Origin of the sequence: Vreelandella piezotolerans (assembly GCF_012427705.1) — a bacterium.
Lineage (GTDB): Bacteria > Pseudomonadota > Gammaproteobacteria > Pseudomonadales > Halomonadaceae > Vreelandella > Vreelandella piezotolerans.
The window spans coordinates 2,815,167-2,838,113 of the sequence record NZ_CP048602.1; the positions used below are offsets into that span (position 1 = coordinate 2,815,167).

A 22,947-nucleotide genomic window follows, 5' to 3' on the forward strand; every position below is an offset into this window, starting at 1 on the left:
TGGGCGGTTCACTCTTGACCTCCATCGCACGGCGGCCGCTGTCTCGCGGCACGGTCGCTATTCCAGGGGTTTTCGATGCCGATGGTATCGGCAGCAAACGCCTCGCGCTCGCCTAACGGGCGCGCCTCGCCCACGGTGGTGTCGTGGCAGGTTTGACGCTCCATTTCACAGTTGAGCTCCGCTCCGAACAACACGACGAAGGCCGAGAGCCAAAACCACAGCATCAGGGCCACCACGGCACCTATCGAGCCGTACAGTTCGCTAAAGGTCGAAAAGTAGCGCACGTAGAGTGACAACCCTCCCGAGCCCAGCAGCCACATAAGCGTCGCAAACAGCGTGCCGTAACTCAGCCAACGCCACTGCGGTGAGCGGCGATAAGGTGCAAAGCGGTAGAGCAGTGCGATCAGTAGGCTCATCAATACCAGCAGCGCCGGCCAGCGCAGCCACTGCAGCACTCGATCCATAGGAGGCTCGATCATCAATCGGTCCACTAGCGCTGGCACGATGGCGATGAATCCCAGGGAGACCAGCGTCATGCAAATCAAGCCAAAGGTCAGCGAAACGAGGACCACCCCTCGATAGAGCAGTGAACGCTGCTCTTGCTCGCCATATACCGCGTTGAGACCAATGACCAGCACCGAGACTGCTTTCGAGGCAATGAACATGGCAATGAGCAGCCCCGCCAACGCGGTCAGGACATTACCCGACTCGGTGCTCTCGACCACGTCTTGCGCCTGCTGATCGATCAAGTTGGCCGCGTCCGGCGGCATGAAGCGGCTGATCGTATAGAGCTGCCGCCCCGCCTCGACAGGATCGAACAGTAGTCCCCATACCGACACTACCGCCGCAATGGTCGGAAACAGCGCCAGCAGCGCGTAAAATGCCACCCCTGCGGCAAACATGGTGACCCGGTCTCGGCGCGCGGCGCGCACGACGCGCCACGCAATATCCTGCCAACCACGCTTTGGAATATCGTTGGGCACATCGGCACTTCGGCCGCGCTCACCCAATGGCTCTCTTGCTTGTTGCCCCACTACTGTCCCTCCCAAATGAGCAAAAGTGCCAGGAGAACGGCCAACGCCATCATCAAGCCTCCACCATGCTGGCGCATCCATGACTCCACTGATAGTCCGCGCAACAACCCCTTCATGAGCAAACGCTCACCCTTCAGTGCCAGCGCCACGGAGGTTGTTTTACCTCTTCCACATCGCGCGGCCAGTGAGCGTGCGGCGCTCAAGCCTAGAGTGGCAAGGGAATGGTATCCCCACCACCAATCCCCGGCAGGTGGCGTTGGCACATCAAAACGGCGCAGCGCCAACAAGCCTAACGCCATGCCGACAACGCCTACCGGAAAAGGCCAAATAATGCCCAACCACTCGTTCAAGGGAGGAGCGATCACACTCCCCTCCGGTAACGGCAGCCACAGCGGTGTCATTAGCGCAGCGATCAATGCCGCTAGCCACGCCCCCCACTGAAACGAATGGCTGTTTCCTCGCTGCCGCTGCTGCCATTGTCGCCACACGCAGACCGTCACCAGCGCGGCCGTGCCCATCGCCGCCCAAGTCAATAGTGCGATAATGCGCTCTTGCTCGAACTCATAGAGCGCATGCTTCACCCCCCACTTGCTGAACATGCCTGCCGCGAGTGCGCCTGTCAGCGAAATGCCCGGTAGAGCAATCAAAAGAAACAGCAGCGAGGTGGGCCACTTGGGCATATGCTCACTCACACTGGTACCCATAAAGAGAGCGCCCTTCGCTAACGCATGGTGACCCGCAAACAAAATGATGGCAGGTAGCAAGGCCGGCCATACCGCTGGCACGACGATTCCCATACCCACTAACGCCGTTAACATGCCCATTTGGCTGATACTGGAGTAGGCCAAAATTGCTTTGGGATGCGACTGCCAAATGCCGTACAGGGCCGCACCAAATGCTGCTGCAAACCCTGCCACCAATACGACATTGCCAAACTGCATCATGGCAGGAGATAGCGACTCCATTCCCAACGGCAACACGGTCAACCAACCCAACAAGCCTGCCTTGATCATGGCGCCGCTGAGGACAGCGCTGGCGGGCGCGGGAGCCACGGGGTGCGCTAATGGTAACCAAACATGCAGCCCAATCACCCCCGCTTTCACGCCTAAACCCAGCCACAGCAACAGCGCCATCCACGCACCATGGTCTGCCGTGGCCAGGGTGTCGCGCACGCCTTTGAGTGTTAACGTATCCGAGGTGCCTGCGGCCCAGAGAAAACCACCTAATATCAAACCTTCACCGATAACGGCCAGCACAAGATAGGCCTTAGCCCCCAGCTTCGCGGCCGGAGTGCCGTTATGCACCACCAGCGCATACGCAGCGAAGGTCATCAGCGCAAAGCCAAAATAAAAACTGGCAATATCCTGGGCGACTATCAGAAGAATGTTGCCCAGCAAGGTTAGCGGCCACAGTAAGGTTAAACGCTGTAAACGCCGTTGTGCCGACGCATCCCCTCCTTGTGCCTGACGCTGTTCATCGGCGAAGTAACCTCGTGCATGAAACGCCGCCATACTCCAAAGCAGAGCAGTAAAGGCTAGCCACGGTCGGCTGAGCGCATTCAGCTCCCAATACCCACCTAACATCCAAGCATCCATGGTCCACTGCACGTCACCCACATACGCCAGCGGTAAAGCAGGCCAGGCAGCACTTACCCACATCATCGAAATGAAATGACGCTGTTGAACAGGGACTCGGTAAGCGCTCCAAACGCTACTGCCTGCCACGATAAGCGGCCAGAGTAAGGCCACGGCCAACAGCAGTGAACTCATGGCAGGTACTCCCCAACGGCTACGCGCGTTGCCCAATCCAGCGGACTAAATGGCAACCCAGCCAACAAACCAGCCCCTATACTAATGACGGCCGTCAATACCGCTGGCCACAACAGCCATCCGTGGGTTTCCAGCCGCCCTAATGACTGCTCTTTAGGCCATTGCCCCTTGCCATGGGCCGGACCCTCACGGAACCAGAGGCGATGTACGATAGGGAGAAAATAAATCGCATTCAGCGTACTGCTTGCTACTAGCACGGCCACTACCCAGTACATATCTGCCTCGATAGCGCCCATGCCTAGGTACCATTTAGTAATGAACCCAGCGGTCGGTGGCAACCCGATCATCCCTAGCGCCCCCACCGTAAACGCTAGGCTAGTCAATGGCATGCGCTTGCCTGCACCGTCCATTTCATCGAGGCGATGAATCCCCAGCTCTTCTGCATAATTGCCAGCACAAAAGAACAGCGTCACTTTCATCAGGCCTTGGTGAAGCAAATGCGCCAGCGCGCCTATCGTCCCGAAAGGGCCAAACAAGCTAACGCCTAACACCACATAGGAAACTTGGCTAATCGTCGAAAACGCCAAGCGTGGCTTTAACTCCTCTTGGGCAATCGCCCGCAGCGACCCATAAATAATGGTGATAGACGCAGCGACGGCCAGCACGGTGGTGACGCCCAACTCCACGCTAAGTTCAATGCCGTATAGGTCGTATATGACACGCAAAATGCCAAACGCACCGGCTTTTACCACAGCAACGGCATGCAGCAATGCACTCACCGGCGCCGGTGCCACCATCGCCCTGGGCAGCCAGCCATGCAGCGGCACCATGGCTGCCTTCACCGCCAAGCCACCGACCAGCAGCGCAAAAATAAGGGTTAGCAAACCACGGTGATCATCCAGGTAGGGGGACAACCCTTGCTCTGACGCAAAAGAGTGATCGTTGGTTAAGCTGTACAGCAAGACAACGCCTAGCAGCAGCACGACGCCCGCCGTGAGGGTGTAACGCAAATACACTCGACCGGCCGCTAAGGCTTTTGCTGAACCGGCGTGCACCACGAGCGGGTAAGTTGAGAGTGTCAGCATTTCGTAGAAAATCAGGAAGGTAAACAGGTTTCCCGACAGGGCAATCCCTAGCGTACTGGTGACACACAGGCTGAAGAAGCCAAAGAAACGCTTCCGATTGGCCGCCCCTTCCAAGTACCCAATCGCGTAAATCGTCGTGCATAGCCACAGCAGTGACGAAAGACCCGCAAACATAACGCCGAGGGCATCCGCCCGCAGCACAAAATCAACGCCTCCCACGATTTGAAAGCTAAAGGTGTCTTCATAGCCTTCTGAAACACGCCCGACCATCACTATCACTAGGAGAATTTTAACGACCGCCGCCAGTAAGTTGATGCTCGTGCGGACACGTCGAGCCTCTTCTGGCAACGAGAAAATAATCACCGCCGCGAATAAGGAAGTTGCCAGCGTCGTCAGGGGTAACCAAGCCGCGTTCATCCACCACCTCCATGCAGCAACCCCAGCGGAAAGTGGGCGAGTAAGCCAAGCGCAAAGGCTGCTACCGCCAAACACAGAGCAATGGCATCCATGCCGGGCGCAAGCGGCTGATAATCGTGTCGCGGTGCGGTTTCATCAAACGAGTAGCGAAATACGCGAAACACGTAGGCAGCCGTCAATAGCGTGCCTGCCAGTAGGGCCGCCACGGCTAACCATTGCTGAGTCAGCACCATGGATTGAAGCAAGAGCCACTTTGCCGTAAAGCCAGCGCTGGGGGGTAGCCCCATTAACGTAACGGCAGCCATGCCAAAGATAAGTAGCGAAAGTGGCAGCCGACGACTGGTTCCTGCCAGCGCTTTCAGTGAGCTTTCACCCGTGGCAATGATCAAATTGCCTGCCGCCATAAACATGGCTGCTTTGGCTAGCGCATGTCCCATCAAATGTAACCAAAACCCGTCCCATGCCAGCGACAAAGGCAGCGGAGCGATGTTGGGACCTAATACCAGAGGAAAGGCCACCATCAAATAGCCCAACTGGCCCACAGTGGAAGAGGCAATCAGCGTTTTGAGTGAATCGGCTCGCCAGGCCACCAATCCACCCCAAACAATCGCCAACATGCCCAACCAGGCCACCAAACGGGGAGCAAACAGCGTCTCCGGCAGCAAGATGCCCCACAGCATCATTAAAATATAGAGCGAGGCCTTAATGACGAGCGCTGCATGCAGTGCACTGACCGGCGTCCAAGCATTCTCGTGTACGGGGGTTAGCCAACCATGCAAAGGGAATAGCGCCGCCTTTAAGGCAAGCCCCGCGCCTATAAGGGCTGCTGCAACCCAAGTAAGGGGCTCTGGCTCCACCCGTGCTTCAAGTGCGATTAAATCTAACGTTCCCCATTGACTCATTAATAGGGCAACGCCCAGTAAAAACGCGAGCGACCCCACCAGAGCCAAAAGGAGGTAACGCATACCGGCCTGTAGCGCCGCAGACTTACCCGACAGCAGCAACATCCCCACGGCCGCGAGTCCCATTGCCTCCAGCGCGGCATACAGAATCAACAGATCCGCCGCCAGCCAAATCAGTGAAAGCGCACTAACGAGCAACCCCATTAATGGCCATAACCAACGGACGCTGGCATTGGGGAGCGTTAGGCGGAGATAGCCAGGGGTATAAACGGCAACGGCGGCGGCCGTCCACTGGGTAATCAAGAGCATTAGAGCACTAAGGCCACTCAAGCGCAGCGTTAGCTCGATACCCGCCACCTCCCACTGCCAACGCAGCAATCCGACCTGTTGGTAGTCCAATACCATGACCCCTCCAGCCAGTAAAATCGGCAAGCAGGCCAAGGCAACCGGCAGCAAACGAGAGGGGCGAAACACGGCTCCGAGCGCACCAAACACCATCGGCAGCAGTAGCACAGCGGCGAGTGCCCAGTCCGTCATCCATAAGGGATCAAAGGTATTGTCGTACAGACCAAAGCGCCAGATCATGAAGGCGGCCTTACAGGGGCGTATTCATCGTTGAGGGCGGCGCTACCTTCCTGGTGCACTAGCTGGCGAAGGAGTAAAACCCCCAATAGCGACCCCAGCCAAGCGATGAGCAACCCCACCGTGATGAGCGCCTGGGCGCTGGGTGACGTACCCGCCATGCCTGCGAGCATCAAGAAAACGCCCGATCCAAGCACATTAAAGGCCATCAAGCGGCGCATCAGATGGTGGTGTAAAGCAAACGCCCCCATTCCCAACGATACAATGACCACAGAGCACAAAATAAGCGGATGCGCGGTCAGTGAAAGCGCCATATCAGGTAATAGAAACTGAGTCGCCACGCCTAGCATGATACTCCAGGCAATGATGAGCAGCCCCTTCGTCAAACGGTGTGGCCACTCGACGCGCGTACGATCATAACGTGGCATCGATAGCCTCTGACTGGGCAGTGTGCGCAAGACGTAAATAAAGCCACCCCCCGTGAGCGCACTCCCTAATATCACTTCCACCAAGGCTAACCACGGGGCGTTCAGGTACCACCACGCTGCACTCATCAACAGCGCAAATAGCACCAAAAGCCAACACGCCCTTAATAGGTGGCGATCGAATAAGCACCCAATGGCGGTCATCAGTAGACAAACGGCTAACCCACTTTCAACGGTATCGATAGACGCTATCATGTGCCCCTGCCTGTCCCTTGCCGCGGCATTAATAGCAGCAGCGTACTATCAAAGGCGCCGAACGCCTACTGCTCTCCCCTTAACCCAGACGCTCGCTTAGCCATTTGCCGATATCGTTGACCTGCTGCGGACACAGTGCATGTGCCATGGGGTACTGGCGATAGTTGACGCTGTAGCCCATGGTTTTCAAACGATCGACGCCGCTGCGACCCAGCGTCTCGGGCACGATGGGGTCGAAGTTGCCGTGATGGACTTCGATCGGCAGCTGACGGTTCGCCTCGGCAGGTGAGATGCTGTCGGCAGTGGCAAAGTAGGTGGACATCGCCAGCAGTCCGCCTAGCGGCTGCGGAAACGGCAGCGCGGCCTGATACGCCACCGCACCGCCTTGCGAGAAGCCCGCCACGATGATGCGCTGGCTATCGATCCCTTGGTCGATCTGCTCTTGGATCAGCGCCTGGATGCGCTCGGCGGATTTCTTGAGCTGCACCTCATCGACGCGGCGTCCCAGGTCCATTGCCAGGATGTCGTACCAAGCAGGCATCACCATACCGCCGTTGATGGTCACCGGTAGGCGCGGCGCATGGGGCATGATGAAGCGCACATGGGCGCTTTCCGGCAGCGCCAGGGCGGGTACTAGCGGCTCGAAATCGTGCCCATCGGCACCCAGGCCGTGGATGATGAACACGCATGCATCGGCGGGTTGACCATTTTTCGGTTCAATAATCAGTTCGCCAGGGGCTGTCATGGGCTATGTCCTTGCTGATATTAAAAGCGCCACCCTAGCGTAAAGCAGCCCAGGGAGCGAGTCATTCGCGGCTTAGAATGGCCACACCCATGGAATCAGCGCCACCACGATCACCCCCGTCAGCACGTTCAGGCCACCCCCGACGCGGAGAAAATCAGCGATCCGATAACCACCGGGCCCGTGCACCATGAGGTTGGTTTGGTAGCCAATGGGGGTAAGAAAACTGGCCGACGCCGCAAACATGACCGCGACCACATAGGGCATGGGGCTAACCCCTAGGCTTTCCGCCGCCGCCATGACCACCGGAAAAATGATCACGGCGGCGGCATTGTTAGTCACCAACTCCGTAAGCAGTGCCACGACGGCATAAGTGCCCACAAGCAGCAGCCATGGATTGCCAGCCACCACCGAGAGCACCCCACCGGCCATGGCATCCGCCGCCCCGGAGACGTGCAACGCCGCCCCTACCCCAAACGATGCCGCAATGGTCAACAGCACCTGGGTATCCAACCCGCGCTTGGCCGCCCCCACCGAGCAGCAGCCGGTCAACAGTGCCATGGCGGCGCCCAACATGGCGGCATTGAGCATGCTCAACACACCCAGCGCCGCCAGCAGCACCGCGCCAATCAGAATACCCCAGGCCAGCGGAGCCTTCTCGTGGATGGGCCGCGCCGAGCCATTGAGCTCACTGATCAGCAAAAAGTCTTTCGACTGTCGGTGGCGCTCGATGAACGGCGGGCGCGCCTCTAATAGCAACACATCGGCAGGCTGCAGGCGTACCTGTCCAAGGTTTCCCGTCACCCGCTCGCCGCCGCGACAAATGGCCAGCACGGCCGCACCGTATAGCGTTCTAAATCGTCCATCTCGAATCCGCTGACCAATGAATTGACACTGGTTGGAGACCACGGCCTCGACCAAACGGCGCTCTTTGAACTCCTTCTCCAGACTCGACGCGCCATCCCGTGAGGGGATCAGCCCGCGAATCTGCTGTAACTCGACGGCGGCGTCAGAGGTGCCCACGAAGACGAGGCGGTCTCCGCCTTTTAACTGCTCGCCAGGGCCGACGACGCTGACCACGTTACCGGCGCGTTCGATTTCGACGAGAAACAGCTCCTGCAAATGGCGCAGACCTGCCTCCTCGACGGTGCGGTCGACCAAGACACCGCCCGGGTCGACTTCCATTTCGATCGTGAACTCGCGGGGGTTGGCAAAGGCTTTGGCCGTACCGCCACGGGCAGGTAGAAGGCGCGGGCCGAGAAGAATTAGATACGCCAACCCCGCCACGGCGACGGGGATACCGACCCATGCCAGGTCGAACAACCCCATGGATAAGTCCGGATAGCGCTCGATCAAAAGCCCGTGCACGACCAAGTTAGTGCTGGTGCCGAAGAGCGTGATCGTGCCGCCCAGAATCGACGCGAAGCTCAGTGGCATGAGCAGGCGCTGGGGAGAGAGTCTCAGGCGGCGGCTCCAGCTCAAAACGGCAGGGATATAGGTGGCTACCACCGGGGTATTATTGAGAAAGCCGCTGAGCGATGCCACCGGCAATAGCAGCCGCGTCAGCGCGCCACGTTCGCTCGAGGGACGGCCCAACACATAGCGAATGATCAGATCGATACCGCCGGTTTCACGTATGCTGGCCACCAGTACATACATGAACGCAACGGTAAACAGACCGCTATTGGAAAACCCGCCGAGTGCCTGCTGAGGATCGATGACGCCCAGCGTCATCAGCACGACCACCGCACCCATTAAAATGATATCCGGTCCGAGGCGTGAGAGCGCCATCAGCGGAAAAATCGTCAGCACGACCCCTACTGCAATCCAAGCATCCAGCGACATAACCCCACATCCTTTCTCAAGCCCACTCACTGACATAACCGAATAGTACGAGGGGCATTGTGCCGCTTATCAGATATTCTAAAAAGTTATTTTTAGACACACAGTAAGAAGAAAATAGAATATATCGTGAGGCGTGAGGCGTGAGGCGTGAGGCGTGAGGCGTGAGGCGTGAGGCGTGAGGCGTGAGGCGTGAGGCGTGAGGCAGATAAGCATACACCAACGAAAAAACCCCGCATTGAGCGGGGTTTTTCTAGCTCGCTAGCAGACGCTGCTAGCGGCAAACATCAAGCTGGAATTAACCCAGAACTTTGATGTTAGAAGCCTGAAGGCCTTTTTTACCCTGGGTGACGTCGAAGGAAACCTTCTGGCCGTCTTGCAGAGTTTTGAAGCCGTCAGCTTGAATTTCGGAGAAGTGAGCGAACAGGTCGTCGCCATTGTCGTCCGGAGAAATGAAGCCGAAGCCTTTAGTGTCGTTAAACCACTTAACGGTACCAGTTGCCATGATCGAAATCCTCGATTTAGCTTTAATGTAGAGCCGGGTAATACCCGAGTTGCAGTGGGTAGAACAAGAAACCTTCACCAGACTCAACGCTAGAGCGTTTCGATACTGCTGACAACGTTCGACTTGCTAACCAACTGCATGCAGCATGCGCTTAACGACGCTGCACGTCAACACTATGATGGAAAAAAAAGTCAATGCAATGAATTTTCTTTTAAAATCCATCCGGCGGCTTTTTCAGCGATCATGAGGGTCGGCGAATTGGTGTTTCCACTGGTGATGGTGGGCATCACGCCCGCATCCGCAATCCGCAGCCCCGACACCCCTCTCACGCGCAATGTTGCGTCCACCACCGCCATTGGGTCATCACCTTTACCCATTCGTGTGGTGCCCACCGGATGAAAAATCGTCGTACCGATATCCCCTGCCAGCCGCGTTAACTCCTCGTCCGTTTGATACTCGACGCCCGGCTTCACTTCTTCAGGTGAGTACTTCGCAAAGGCAGGCTGTTCGGCGATACGCCGGGTTACCCGCAGCGAATCGGCCGCCACCTTGCGATCCTCCGGCGTGCTGAGATAGTTCGGCGAAATCGCCGGTGCCTGACGCGGGTCGGCGCTTTTCAACCGCACCGTTCCTCGGCTGGTAGGGTTCAAGTTGCATACGCTCGCGGTAATGGCCGGATAGGGATGCAGCGGCTGCCCAAAGGCCTCTAGGCTGAGCGGTTGGACGTGATACTGAATATTGGGGTACGGCTGATCGTTGGAGCTGCGAGTAAATGCGCCAAGCTGCGAGGGGGCCATGCTCATTGGCCCGGTGCGTTTGGTCACATATTCCCAGCCGATGCCCGCTTTGCCCCACAGCGTGCTGGCAATGGCATTGAGCGTCTTGGCGTTACTGACACGATACACCGAGCGTATTTGGAGGTGATCTTGCAGGTTTTCGCCAACGCCCGGCAAATCGTGAATGGCCTCGATACCATGCTCGCGCAGATGCTCCGCAGGCCCAATGCCCGATAGCTGTAAAAGGTGGGGCGAGCCAATCGCCCCTGCGCACAGCACCACTTCTTTTTGCGCCTGCACCCGCAGGGTTTTGCCGCTGCGCACCACCTCTACCCCGGTACAGCGAAGCGCTTGCGAACGATCGAAGCAGAGCCGGTTCACCTGGGTAGAGTGCCAAAGCGTCAGATTGTCCCGCTTTAGCGCGCTACGCAAAAATGCCTTGGCGGTATTCCAACGCCAGCCATCGCGCTGGTTCACTTCGAAATAGGCGACCCCTTCGTTACTGCCCCGGTTAAAGTCCTCGGTGCGGGGAATGCCAGCCTGAACCGCCGCTTCGGCAAAGTCGTCCAGCACTTCCCACTTTAGGCGCTGCTTCTCGACCCGCCACTCACCGCCATGGCCGTGAAACGCACGGTGTGTCTCGTCACCGTCGCTGCCCTCATCCAGCCGGTAGTGGTTTTCGTGTTTGATGAAGTCCGGCAGGCAGTTCTCCCAGCGCCACTCGTCACTGCCGGTGACCTCCGCCCAGTGGTCGTAATCCCGCGCCTGGCCACGCATATAGATCATACCGTTGATGCTGGAGCAGCCCCCCAGGGTTTTTCCTCGAGGGTAGATCAGCGAGCGGCCATTTAGCCCCGTGTCCGGCTCGGTGCGGAACAGCCAGTCGGTGCGCGGGTTATTGATGCAATACAGGTAGCCCACCGGAATATGGATCCAGTGGTAGTTATCCCGACCGCCCGCCTCGATCAGCAGCACCCGATTCTGTGGGTCGGCGCTGAGCCGGTTGGCCATCAGGCACCCTGCGGTGCCTGCGCCTACCACGATGTAGTCGAACGACTCAGCGTGGGAGTTTGTCATTGTATTCGTTGGCATAGGCTAGGCTCCCGTAACGGTCTGGCGCTACTTCGCCGTCGGCATCACGAATTCGGCGCCCGCATCGATGGAGTCGGACCAGCGCTGCATAATCGACTTCTGTTTGGTATAGAAGCGCACGCCCTCTTCGCCATACGCGTGGGTATCGCCAAACAGCGAGCGCTTCCAGCCACCGAAACCGTGCCACGCCATGGGCACTGGGATAGGCACGTTGATGCCGACCATACCCACCTGAATCCGCCGACCAAATTCGCGGGCGACGCTGCCGCTTTCGGTAAAGCAGCTCACCCCGTTGCCAAACTCGTGGCCATTGATCAGTTGAATAGCGGTCGCCACATCCGGCACCCGCACGCAGACCAGCACCGGGCCGAAGATCTCTTCTTTATAGATGGTCATTTCCGGCGTGACGTGATCAAACAGCGTGCCGCCCATCCAAAAACCGTCAGAACAGCCCTCGCCTGCTTGCGCGCCGTCGAACTCGCGGCCATCGACGACGAGCTCGGCGCCTTCTGCCACGCCCTTTTCTATGTAGCCGGTGATCCGCTGGTGCGCCTGACGGGTCACGATCGGACCCATTTCTGCATCTAGCTGCATGCCATCTTTCACCTTCAGCGCCTCGGCGCGTTCGGTGAGCATCGGTACCACCTTGTCGGCCACGTCGCCGACTAACACGGCCACGCTAATCGCCATGCAGCGCTCGCCCGCACTGCCGTAGGCCGCACCGATCAGCGCATCAACGGCTTTATCCAGGTGGGCATCCGGCATCACCACCATATGGTTTTTTGCGCCCCCCAGCGCCTGGACGCGCTTGCCGTGCTTGGCGCCACGCTCGTAGATCAGGTTGGCGATCGGCGTAGAACCCACGAACGACAGCGCCTTCACGTCAGGGTGATCGATTAGCGCTTCGACCGAATCTTTATCGCCCTGCACCACGTTGAAGACGCCATCCGGCAGGCCTGCTTGCTGCAATAGATCCGCTATCATCAGCGAGGCACTGGGGTCCAGCGGGCTAGGCTTGAGAATGAAGGTATTGCCAGCGGCAATGGCAATGGGGAACATCCACATGGGCACCATCGCCGGGAAGTTGAACGGCGTGATGCCCGCCACCACTCCCAGCGGCTGGCGCACGGTCCAGTTATCGATACCGGTGCTGACCTGCTCGGTGTAATCACCCTTCAAGAGCTGGGGGATGCCGCAAGCGAATTCGACGATATCGATGCCCCGGGCCACCTCGCCTTGCGCGTCGGTGAAGACTTTGCCGTGCTCTTTGGTGATTGCCTCGGCCAGGGCATCCTTATTAGCGTTCAGCAGCTCCAGAAATTTGAACATGACCCGAGCGCGGCGGATGGGCGGCGTATCGGCCCAGGCGGGGAATGCCGCCTGAGCGGCTTGCACGGCCGTATCTACGTCAGCGCTCGACGCCAGGGCCACACGCCCGGTGACCTGCCCGGTGGCGGGGTTGAACACATCTTGGGCGCTACCGGAGGTGCCTTCGCTACGTTGGCCGTTGATGAAGTGATGGATGGCGTGGGTGGTCATGGTCGCTACCTTTATAAAAAAAGCTTAAGTGATCAGAGGATGATCACAAGACTACCCCGCCGAACAGGCTAATCAATTGAGTAATTTTTAACCAAGATATAAGATTCACTAATAACACACCAGGGTAGGTTCATCACCATGCAGGAGTACGCCACGCTGCGGGCCTTTGTGGCCGTTGCCCACACCGGTAGCGTCTCGCGGGCGGCCGAGCAGCTCCACCTGACTCAGCCCGCCGTCAGCCTAAAGTTGAAGCAGCTACAGCAGCATCTAGGCTTAACGCTCTTTACCCGCCGCCCGCAGGGGTTAACCCTCACCGCTGACGGCTATGCACTCCTACCCACTGCAGAAAATGCGCTGGCCAGCGCGCTCGCCTTCGAGCTGACCGCCAGCGCTTTGCACAGCACCCTGCGTGGCAAGCTGCGCATTGGCACCATCGTCGACCCAGAGTTCATCCGCCTTGGCGACTTTCTCAGCCGCTTGATGGCCCGCGCGCCCCAGCTGGAAACCGAACTTCACCACGGCATGAGCGGCAATGTTTTGAGTCAGGTGGAACAGGGGGAGTTGGACGTAGGCTTCTTTCTCGCCACGCCCGGTGAAGGCACCGGCCGTCCAGCCCTTGATTGGCGCGAATTGACCCACTTTCATTATCACGTCGTCGCCCCGCCAGGCTGGGAAGCCAAGCTCGTCGATACCCGCTGGGAGACGCTTGCCCAGTTACCCTGGATCGTCACCCCCACCGTGTCGGCGCACTCCCGGCTACTCGAACGGGCTTTGACCGACAGCGGCGCGATACCGCGCCGCGTTGCCCAAGTCGACCAGGAGGTCTGTATGCTGGATTTGGTCAGAGCGGGTGTGGGGCTAAGCTTGGCGCGCGACGCGCTGGCCATGGCCGAACGGCAGGAGAGCGGTTTGACAGTGGCGGATAACGTTCGCTTGCCCTGCGCGCTCAGCCTGATTTGGCGCAGCGACCGCGCTACCGAACCCACCATAAAAGCCGCACTGGATACCCTCGATACGGTGTGGCCTCAGCGTGGTCGGTCGCGTTAAGAACGCGGAACCTCTCGATACTAATGGGCTCAATACCGAGCATCGATTCGTCACTGGAGTGTCAGACATGTACCGATTTTCCTCTTTTCGTCCGTTGACGCTGTGCATAATGGCCGCCGCTGGCCTGGCAAGCGCACCGCTCCAGGCGCAATCCAATAGCGAGGCAACGTTTGCTGGCGGCTGTTTCTGGTGCATGGAGCCGCCCTACGACAAGCAGCCGGGTGTCAGCGCCACCACCTCCGGCTATATGGGCGGCGAGCTGGACAACCCCACCTACGAACAGGTCTCCCGGGGCGGCACCGGCCACATAGAAGTCGTCAACATCGAGTACGACGACAGCCAGATCAGCTACGAACAGCTACTGGAGATTTTCTGGCGCAATATCGATCCCTTCGCCGTCAACCGCCAGTTTTGCGATAGCGGCGATCAATACCGCTCGGCCATCTTCTACAGCAACGAGGAGGAGCAGGCGTTAGCGGAAGCCTCGAAAGCCGAGATGGAAGCGAGGTTCGATCAAGAGATCACGACCGAGATCCTGCCGGCCAGCGAGTTTTGGCGCGCCGAGGAGTACCATCAGGATTACTACGAGAAAAACCCGCTCCGCTACAAGTTTTACCGCCTGAGCTGCGGCCGAGATGACCGTTTAGAAGAAGTATGGGACGAAGAGGCAGGCGGTCCTACTTTTGAGTAATCACGCCCTGTGACCTTTAAAAGCGCCAAGTCGGTTTATCTGTCTTGGCGCTTTTTTATGGAACCATTGTCTACCCGTCTTGCCCCAACGAGGGTGTCACGACATGCCTGATGATTCATTTGGGCAAAACGCCATTTATCTACTAAGGTAGAAATTCAGCATTAATAGACCAGTCGGCTAAAGGACTGCTCTACCTGATCGAACGCCCGTTGATCTAAAGATAGGAGATCTTATGAGCAACACCATCTCGACAGTCAATCCGACCACCGGCGAAACGCTTGAGACCTACACGCTGATGGATGAAAGCCAGGCCAAGCAGATCGTCGAGGCCAGCCATGAGGCGTTTCTGGATTGGCGGCTCAAGCCGCTAGAGCACCGCGCCAAGGTCGTCAAAGCCATTGGCGAAGCGATGAAGGCGCATAAAGACGAGCTTGCCGACCTAATGGTCAAAGAGATGGGCAAGCTGCCCTCACAGGCGCGCCAGGAAGTGGATCTGTGTGTCGGCATCTGTGATTATACCGCCGAGCACGGACCCACCAAGCTCGCCGACGAAGAGCGCAAGCCCGGCAACGGCGAGCGCGGAATCGTCACCTACTCCCCGATGGGCGTGATTTACGGCATTCAGCCGTGGAACTTCCCTGCGTATCAAGTCGTGCGCTACTCCATCGCCAACATCATGGCGGGCAACAGCGTGCTGCTAAAACACGCAGAGAACGTTACGGGTAGCGGGCTGCTGCTGGAGAAAATCTACCGCGAAGCGGGCCTGCCGGAAAACGTCTTCCGCACGCTGGTGATTTCTCACGATGTCTCCGACACGGTGATTGCCCACAAAGCCGTGCGTGGCGTCACCTTGACCGGCAGCGATGGCGCTGGTCGAAAAGTGGCCGCCAAAGCCGCCGAGCATCTGAAAAAGACGGTACTGGAGCTGGGCTCCAACGATGCCTACCTGGTACTGGACGATGCCGACCTTGATGTCGCGGTCGACACCTGCGTGACCGGTCGCGTCTTCAACGGCGGCCAAACCTGCGTGGCGGCCAAACGCTTTGTGGTCACCGAAAAGAACTACGAAGCATTCAAAGAGCGCTACGTAGCGCGCATGAAGGATTTGAAAGCGGGCGACCCAACCAAAGAAGATAGCGACCTAGGCCCGATGGCCCGCGTCGATCTTCGCGACGACCTTCACGAGCAGGTGGAAGAGAGCGTGCGTAAAGGCGCGACAATCCTCTGCGGCGGCGAAAAACCCGAAGGCAAAGGGGCGTTCTACCCGGTCACCGTGCTGGATAACGTCACCCCTGGACAGCCTGCCTACGACGATGAGCTGTTTGGCCCGGTCGCTGCGTTGATTCGTGCCAAAGACGATGAAGACGCTATGCGCATTGCTAACGACAGTCGCTACGGCTTGGGCGGCGGCATCATCTCCAAAGACGTGAAGCGCGCCACCGAGCTTGCCAGCCAGTATTTCGACACCGGCATGGTGTTCATCAACGGCTTCGGTGTCGCCACGCCGGAAATGCCGTTTGGCGGCGTGAAGGATTCAGGCTATGGGCGTGAGCACGGCGGCTTTGGGATGCACGAGTTCGTCAACGCCAAATCGGTGATCGTCGTACAAAGCTAAGGTGACCACGCTTTTCGTCTAGCGCTAGGCGGAGAGCACGTTACCCAAAACGCCGCAGCGTCGTTTTCACGACCTGCAGCGTTTTCGTGGTCCGCCTTGTTTGCAGCCTCTTTTACAGTATCAGGCGATTTGCCGCCGACGCTGCCAGAGCGTTAGCAGCAGCGCGACCACCAGCCAGCTCACCAGCGCGGCAATGACGTCATCCAACACGATACCGAACCCGCCGCTCACGTATTCTGCCAAATGAATGGGCGGCGGTTTCAATCCATCGAAGAAGCGGTAGACGCCAAACGCCAATGCCAGTACCAGCGGATGGCGGGCGGCTTTTAGCCCCAGCACCGCGAGCGGAAAAGCGACGTACTCATCGGCGACGATGCTGCCATGGTCCAGGCCATCATAATGCCACGCAGCGATATGACAAACCGGCACGGCCGCTATCAGCATCAGCGCGATGATGACCGCCTGCTGCCCCGTTGGGCGGCCCAAGAGCCACCACGCCAGCGGCAGGCCAATCAGTGACCCAAAGGTACCCGGCGCAACGGGCGCTAGCCCCAACCCAAAGCCAGTGGCTAGCCAGAAGTTGAGCGTATCGAGCATTAGCCAGCCTGCTGCGCCTGACGCTCGAGCTCTGCCGCCATCTCAGGCGTTAGGTTTAGCGCACTGGCGAGTTGATCCAACCAGGCGCGCTCCATGGGGTTTTGGTCGTCGATTACGGCGACGCTGATCAAATACATTTCGCGAGCGGCCTGGGGAGAGTCCGCTTCACGGGCCAAGGCCTGGGCGTCCAGCGGGGCTTTTAGCTGCTGTTCGACCCAGCGGTGCATCTCCTCATCCGCGCCGAGGGCATCGATCTGATCGGTAATCAGCGCCTGCTCCTGCTCGTCGATATGGCCATCCGCCCGGGCGGCCATGATCATGGCCTGCAGCAGCTCCAAGCTGCGGCGCTCTTGAACCTCGCCGCTCAACACCTCGACACGCTCGCCTTCCGAGGAGGATTGGGTCCCAGCCCCCTTCTTCTCCTTCTCCTGAGTACTTTGCCACGCCTTCCAGGCCAGTACGCCGACTCCCGCAATGGCACCATATTTGAGCGCTTTGCCGCCCATGCTGCGGCCACGCTTCGAGCCCACCAGCATGCCTAGGGCACCGCCGCCCAGCAGGCTTTTCATGTCGAAACCGCTGGAACCGCTGCTTTGGCGCGAGCCTTGGCTGCCACTGCCGCCCAACTGGCGGGAGAGGCCATCGATCACCCCTTTGACATCCATGCCGCCGCTACTGCCCTTGCTGCCGCTGGCCTGACTCATCAACTGCTGAAGAATTTTGCTTGCGTTCATCCTTGCACTCCTCAATGGTTACTCATTCGACGGGTCGAACGCGGGTCGTTTAATGTTCGTTATAGCGCATGCTACATGAATACAGCATGAATCGATCCTGCACTCGCGCTTAGCCCAGCGCCCCTTTTACCGCGACCGAACTGCCATGACGGCTAGCGCTCACCTCGATGCGCACTGGCATCTGCTCTTTGAGTTCGCTGACGTGGGAAATGATCCCTATCGTTCGCCCGCTCATTTGCAGTTCGCTCAACATGGCGATGGCTTGATCCAGCGCGTCTTGGTCCAGACTGCCAAATCCCTCGTCGATGAACAGCGTATCCAGTTGAATTCCCCCCGCGTAGGCCTGGACCACATCGGAAAGCCCTAGGGCCAACGATAGCGCGGCCATGAACGATTCCCCACCGGAGAGCGTGGCCACCGGACGGTTCTTGCCAGTGTAAGTATCGGCCACGTCGAGCTCGAGCCCTGAGGCTTTATTGCCTTTGGAAGGATCTTCCCGGCGCACGAGCTGATAGCGCCCGCGGCTCATTCGCACCAGACGTTCGGAGGCTTGGATCAGCACATCGTCCAGCAGCACGCCCAGCACGAAGCGCTGCAGGCTAATGCGGTGACCGGTGCGGCCGTTGGCGACCTCGCTGAGCGTTCCCCAAAGCTGATACTGCGCCTCGAGCGCTGCCTCGGCGTGGCGTGCCTCCGCCAAGCGCTGCTGGGTACTCGTAAGCTGATCGACGCGTGCCGCCAAGCGCTGATACGTTTGGCGGCACGCCGCTTCGTGAGACTTGGCCGCTTCGGCGTGGGTCTCCAAGGCAGCAACGTCGGGGGGCGTTTTGCCTTCCAGCAGCGGTTCGCTGGCCTCGAGCTGGCCCTCCAATTTGGCGAGCTCCCGCTGAAAACGCGCGACGCTTTCACTCAGGCGCTGCTGTTCCGACGCCTCTAGGCGGGCAGCGGTAAACGCCGCTTCGTCTCTGAAGGGGCTGGCCTGCAGCGCTGCTTGCCACTCGGTTCGAGCGGTGCCTAACGTGTGCTGCGCCTCGGTTTGGCGCTGGGTGGCCTCGGTTAGCGTGGTTTGTGCTTGAGTGAGCGCCATATGAGCCGTTTGGGCCTGGGCCTGGGCCGTTTTCCAGGTCCGTTCGCAGGTGTCGATCTCGCGGTTCACAGAGGCTAACGACGCGTTCACGCTCTCCAGCGACACGCTATCGCCCAACTGCTCGCGAAGCCGTTGGCAACGTTCGTCGAGGTGGTGAGACTGCTGCTCCAAGCCCTGGGCATGCTGCTGGGCACTCACCCAGGCCTGGCGAGCGTGCTCGTAGGCACTTCGCGCCTGCTTCATCTCCGCTTGCGTCACCAGCGCTTGGGAGGGAGTGGCGGGAGCCGGATGCTCACGGCTACCGCACACCGGGCAAGGCTGGCCGCTGTCCAACCGCTGGGCCAGCAGCGCCGCCTGGCCCTGGTGCCAGCGCATCTCTTGCTCGATGGCGTGCTGCTCTTGGCGGGTGGCCTCTTGCTGCGTCTGCTCTAACGTCTCGAGCGCTTGGGCGACCTGTTGGGCAAGGGTGGCGCGCTGCCCTTCCAGCGTGGCCAGCTCCTGACACGTAGCGAGGGATTGCTCCCACTCATACGCTTGACGCTGCAGCGCGGGCACCCGCTCATGCTGGGCATTGGCCTCCGCCAGTGCCGCCTGGGCCTGCTGATGGGCGGCCTGTCGAGGGGCTATGGCCTGCTGGGCGGCCTGGCATTCGCTCTCGGCGGCAGCGGCGTTTTTCTCGGCGCTTTGCAGCGCGTAAAACGGCGTAGCGAGCGCTTGGGTTTGTTCGTGCCGGTGCAGCTGCGCTTGGGCGTGCTGAATCGCGGGCTGCTGCTCCAATAGGGCCGCTTTTGCCTTGACCAGCGTGGCGTGCTGCTCGAACTGGCGAGCCAGCGCCGTGCCCGCCTGGGCGGTCGCCACGGCCTGCTCGCGCTGCTCGGTGGCGGCCGCCAGCGCCTGTTTGGCGGCGTGATGATCCGGGTCGAGCGCGGCGAGCGCTTCCTGTAGCGCGGCCTCGCTCTCGACATCGCTGGCCGACAGGATGCCCTGCACCCGCTGGCGGTGGTCGTTCACCTCACGGACGATCTGCTTGGCCCGATCCAGCAGGCGCTGCTCGATACGCTGAAAAATTTCGGTTTGAAACAGCTGGGCAAAAATCTCTTCGCGCTCTTTCGAGCCCGCCAGCAGCAGCTCGCGAAATTTACCCTGGGGAAGCACCATGACTTGGCGAAACTGACGCGCATCCAAGCCCAGCAACTGCTGCAGCTGGACGTTGGCATCGGTGATCTTTCGTGCCACCAAGCATTCGTCCTCCTCGCCCTTGGGAGTAACTCGCCATAATTGAGCTTCCGCCGCTTGCGTGGTCGTGCCTTCGCCGCTGGCTTTGGGGCGCTCCTGCTGCGGCACTCGGCGCACTCGATAAATGGCATCTCGTAGACGGAACGTCAGCGTCACTTCGGTCAACAGGGTCGCGGGCGCTTGGTCGCAGCGCATTTGGCCAGCGTCGCGCTCGTTGCCGGTGGTTTGGCCGTACAAGGCAAAACACATCGCATCGAGGATCGAGCTTTTACCCGCCCCGGTGGGGCCGTTGATCAGAAACAGCGGGCTTCTACCCAGCGCGGTGAAGTCGATGGCCTCAGTACTCGCAAAGGGGCCAAAGGCCTGCATGGTGAGTGTCAACGGCGTCATGCTTGGCCCTCCTGCTCACGGCTGAGGGTGGTGATCAGCTCGCTCATGGCGCGGGCCTGCTCGTCGCTCATTGGCTCACCGCTGGCTTGGGTGAAAAAGTCGCTGAACATATCCAGCGCGCTGAACTGAAGCCGCTCGCGGTCTAGCTGCTGGCGCCCTTTTGCTTCCAGCATGCCGGGCTTCTCCAGGTGCAGCACGTTGGGGTAGACCTCCCGCAGTTTGCCCATGGGGTCGAGAATGGCATGGCGGTCGGTGAGGCGCACCAGCAAGTAGTCATCGGCGTAGGGATCGCTGGCGCCTTGGGCCAGCAGCTGCGTCAGCTCGCCTTCCAGTACGCGTACGTCACGACGGGGTAGCAGCGGATGATGCTCGATCTGGGTGACACCTTCGCTGCCCACCTCGACGAGGGTGACGCCTTTACGCTGAGTGGCTTCGGAAAAGCTGTACTTCAGCAGCGAGCCGCTGTAGCGAATGTGCTCGCCACCGCGAGTTTGCGGGCCGTGAAGATGGCCAAGCGCCACGTAGTCGAAACGCTGCATGGGCTCCCAAGCCACGCTCTCCGCCCCGCCCAGGGTGAGCGGGCGCTCGGAGTCGCTGGCGGTGCCGCCATCGACAAAGCAGTGGCTCATGAGCATCGTCGGGCGGCCCGGCTGGCGCTGCGCCTCGATGCGCTCCAGCAGGTAGCGGTGGGCGCCGTCGAAGTCGCGCACGTCCACGCCAAACGCGCTGCGCACGTACTCCGGATCGGCGTAGGGGATGCCGAACACATCCAACGTGTCACCGCCCATCGTTAGCGTGACCGGCTGATCGCAGGTGGCCAGGTCGGTGAGGATATGCAGCCCGGCCTGACGCAAATGGCGGGCGCCAAAACCCAAGCGCTCGGCACCGTCGTGGTTACCGGAAATCATGATGACCGGCAGGCTGCGCTTCTCGCACAGCTCGACCAATATCTCATCCAGCAGCGTGACCGCCGCAGCGGGTGGCACAGAGCGGTCGTAAATATCGCCTGCGACCAGCACGGCATCCACCTGCTCGCGGTCGATGATCGCCAGCAGCTGCTGCAACACATGGCGCTGGTCTTCCAGCAAGGAGAGGTTATGGAATAGCCGCCCCAAATGCCAATCGGCGGTGTGAAGTAATCGCATGACGCACTCGATACAGAAACGTTAGCTGCATCATAACAACCTCACACCGCGACGCTAGCGCTCAGGGGGTGATGGGCAGGTGCCGTTTATGCGCTGAGCGCTGATACGTTTGTATCATCGTGGCACGCGCTTCCTCGCTTACCTGTTTACCCGTCAAGAAAGCATCGATATCTGCGTAGCTAACGCCAAGTGCCTCCTCATCGGCTAGCTGGGGTTTCAGAGTCTCTAGATCAGCCGTGGGCTGCTTCTCTACCAGCGCTTCGGGCGCGCCTAGCACCGCACCTAATTGGCGTACCTGGGCTTTAGTCAGACCGGTTAATGGAGCGATATCGCAGGCCCCATCGCCATATTTGGTAAAAAAGCCCATGAGCGCCTCCGCCGCCTGATCGGTTCCCACGACCAGCCCCGCGTTAGCCCCTGCGACAGCATATTGAGCCACCATACGTTGACGCGCTTTGATATTGCCCAGGACGAAATCGCGTTGCTGCGCATCGGTAAAGCCCAGCCCACCTGCTTCAAGCGAAGCCAACATTGCATCGCTCGCGGCCTGGATATTTACACTCAGCACGCTATCGGGTTTGATGAATGCCAACGCCTGCTGGGCGTCTGCTTCATCGTGCTGAGTATCGTAGGGTAAACGCATCGCATAGAAGTGGGCTGACACACCCTCTTGGCGAGCTTTTTCTACCGCCAACTGCGCCAAGCGCCCTGCTACAGTGGAGTCGACCCCGCCACTGATACCCAACACCAAGCTCTTTTGCCCAGAGTTTAGGAGTTGGCGATAGAGAAACATCACACGGCGCTCGACTTCTTGCTGCGGATCGATGGCGGGCACGACCCGCAACGCGGTTTGAATATGGGCTTGATGGGCTTGATGAGCGACGGCGCTGACCTCTCCCTCTACCACTGCAGCGTGGTGAGTCATTAAGCGCTTCAAAGCGTAGTGGGCCGCCGCTAAACGCACTTCGTTACGGTCACCTGAAAAATGCCGTGTCTCTGCGATGAGATAAATCTGCTGCTCGTACCGAAACGCCCAGGCAAAGCATACCGTTCCTACGGGAATGCCATCGTGGGGCTCTGGTCCAGCGATACCGGTATTGGCTATCGCAACGTTGGCATCATTGTTAGTGAGTGCCCCCACGGCCATTTCTTTGGATGTCGCCTCGCTGGTCAAACCACAACGCTCAAGGGTTTGAGCGCTTACCGAAAGATAACGCTGCTTAGCCTCTGGCGAGTACACGGCAAGGCCGCAATCCATCGATTGGCCACTGCCTGGCACCCGCGCCAGTTCCGACGCAATCAGTCCTGCCGTACAGGATTCGGCAGTAGCGAGCTTAAGTGAGTAGTCTTGTAAATAATCGCGAACTTGTCTCAGCAGTTCCATTGCGGGTCTCCTTGAAGGATGCATCCGTGCAGGTGGGGTTACTAAAGCCACTATAG

At 59.3% G+C, this 22,947-nt stretch carries 18 protein-coding genes; 3 read left to right on the plus strand and 15 right to left on the minus strand.

Features of this window, described 5'->3' with window-relative positions; translation table 11 throughout:
* Positions 1-8: 8 nt before the first annotated feature.
* The 10 genes from GYM47_RS12930 to GYM47_RS12975 all read right to left on the minus strand — a co-directional run bounded on the left by GYM47_RS12930 (position 9) and on the right by GYM47_RS12975 (position 12,965).
* Entirely contained in the window at positions 9-1,034 is a 1,026-nt protein-coding gene (locus GYM47_RS12930) for a YihY/virulence factor BrkB family protein (RefSeq protein ID WP_231125560.1), read from the minus strand.
* A complete protein-coding gene (locus tag GYM47_RS12935; RefSeq protein ID WP_153842649.1) occupies positions 1,034-2,803 on the minus strand; it encodes a complex I subunit 5 family protein in 1,770 nt (589 codons plus the stop codon). The genes GYM47_RS12930 and GYM47_RS12935 overlap by 1 nt, the downstream gene beginning before the upstream one ends.
* A complete protein-coding gene (locus GYM47_RS12940; RefSeq protein ID WP_139526590.1) occupies positions 2,800-4,305 on the minus strand; it encodes a proton-conducting transporter transmembrane domain-containing protein in 1,506 nt (501 codons plus the stop codon). Before GYM47_RS12940 ends, GYM47_RS12935 begins: the two co-directional genes overlap by 4 nt.
* On the minus strand, positions 4,302-5,792 hold the full coding sequence (locus tag GYM47_RS12945) for a complex I subunit 5 family protein (protein ID WP_153842648.1): 1,491 nt from the start codon (positions 5,790-5,792) through the stop codon (positions 4,302-4,304). Before GYM47_RS12945 ends, GYM47_RS12940 begins: the two co-directional genes overlap by 4 nt.
* Complete coding sequence (locus tag GYM47_RS12950; RefSeq protein WP_139526588.1) at positions 5,789-6,469, minus strand: DUF4040 domain-containing protein; 681 nt, start codon at positions 6,467-6,469, stop codon at positions 5,789-5,791. Before GYM47_RS12950 ends, GYM47_RS12945 begins: the two co-directional genes overlap by 4 nt.
* A gap of 79 nt (positions 6,470-6,548) precedes the next feature.
* Positions 6,549-7,214 (minus strand): alpha/beta hydrolase, encoded by a 666-nt coding sequence (locus GYM47_RS12955; RefSeq protein WP_153842647.1) that lies wholly within the window; start codon positions 7,212-7,214, stop codon positions 6,549-6,551.
* A gap of 72 nt (positions 7,215-7,286) precedes the next feature.
* Complete coding sequence (locus GYM47_RS12960) at positions 7,287-9,056, minus strand: SLC13 family permease (protein ID WP_153842646.1); 1,770 nt, start codon at positions 9,054-9,056, stop codon at positions 7,287-7,289.
* A gap of 295 nt (positions 9,057-9,351) precedes the next feature.
* Positions 9,352-9,558 (minus strand): cold-shock protein, encoded by a 207-nt coding sequence (locus GYM47_RS12965; RefSeq protein ID WP_054641278.1) that lies wholly within the window; start codon positions 9,556-9,558, stop codon positions 9,352-9,354.
* 191 nt (positions 9,559-9,749) lie between these two features.
* Entirely contained in the window at positions 9,750-11,411 is a 1,662-nt protein-coding gene (locus tag GYM47_RS12970; protein WP_153842723.1) for a GMC family oxidoreductase, read from the minus strand.
* 42 nt (positions 11,412-11,453) lie between these two features.
* Positions 11,454-12,965 carry a CoA-acylating methylmalonate-semialdehyde dehydrogenase gene (locus GYM47_RS12975; protein WP_153842645.1) on the minus strand — a complete coding sequence of 504 codons (1,512 nt, stop codon included), beginning with the start codon at positions 12,963-12,965 and terminating at the stop codon, positions 11,454-11,456.
* A 138-nt stretch (positions 12,966-13,103) separates the two neighbouring features.
* Here GYM47_RS12975 and GYM47_RS12980 point away from each other — a divergent pair, with 138 nt between their 5' ends.
* From GYM47_RS12980 to GYM47_RS12990, 3 genes are all read left to right on the plus strand, one after another.
* Positions 13,104-14,012, plus strand: coding sequence for a LysR family transcriptional regulator (locus GYM47_RS12980; protein ID WP_153842644.1), 909 nt, complete (start codon positions 13,104-13,106; stop codon positions 14,010-14,012).
* A 67-nt stretch (positions 14,013-14,079) separates the two neighbouring features.
* The gene (gene msrA / locus GYM47_RS12985; RefSeq protein WP_153842643.1) at positions 14,080-14,703 is read left to right on the plus strand and encodes a peptide-methionine (S)-S-oxide reductase MsrA; all 624 of its coding nucleotides are present in this window, start codon (positions 14,080-14,082) and stop codon (positions 14,701-14,703) included.
* A 232-nt stretch (positions 14,704-14,935) separates the two neighbouring features.
* Positions 14,936-16,318: an NAD-dependent succinate-semialdehyde dehydrogenase gene (locus GYM47_RS12990; protein ID WP_139526582.1), complete on the plus strand. Its 1,383-nt coding sequence runs from the start codon at positions 14,936-14,938 to the stop codon at positions 16,316-16,318.
* Between the two features lie 120 nt (positions 16,319-16,438).
* Here GYM47_RS12990 and GYM47_RS12995 read toward each other — a convergent pair whose 3' ends face one another.
* The 5 genes from GYM47_RS12995 to nadE all read right to left on the minus strand — a co-directional run bounded on the left by GYM47_RS12995 (position 16,439) and on the right by nadE (position 22,891).
* Positions 16,439-16,915, minus strand: a complete 477-nt coding sequence (locus GYM47_RS12995; RefSeq protein ID WP_139526581.1) for a phosphatidylglycerophosphatase A family protein — start codon at positions 16,913-16,915, stop codon at positions 16,439-16,441.
* Positions 16,915-17,649 carry a tellurite resistance TerB family protein gene (locus GYM47_RS13000; RefSeq protein ID WP_139526580.1) on the minus strand — a complete coding sequence of 245 codons (735 nt, stop codon included), beginning with the start codon at positions 17,647-17,649 and terminating at the stop codon, positions 16,915-16,917. Before GYM47_RS13000 ends, GYM47_RS12995 begins: the two co-directional genes overlap by 1 nt.
* A 109-nt stretch (positions 17,650-17,758) precedes the next feature.
* On the minus strand, positions 17,759-20,362 hold the full coding sequence (locus tag GYM47_RS13005; RefSeq protein ID WP_153842642.1) for an AAA family ATPase: 2,604 nt from the start codon (positions 20,360-20,362) through the stop codon (positions 17,759-17,761).
* Positions 20,359-21,507 carry an exonuclease SbcCD subunit D gene (locus GYM47_RS13010; RefSeq protein WP_139526578.1) on the minus strand — a complete coding sequence of 383 codons (1,149 nt, stop codon included), beginning with the start codon at positions 21,505-21,507 and terminating at the stop codon, positions 20,359-20,361. Before GYM47_RS13010 ends, GYM47_RS13005 begins: the two co-directional genes overlap by 4 nt.
* 61 nt (positions 21,508-21,568) lie before the next feature.
* Positions 21,569-22,891, minus strand: a complete 1,323-nt coding sequence (gene nadE / locus GYM47_RS13015; protein ID WP_194928570.1) for an ammonia-dependent NAD(+) synthetase — start codon at positions 22,889-22,891, stop codon at positions 21,569-21,571.
* Positions 22,892-22,947: the final 56 nt, after the last annotated feature.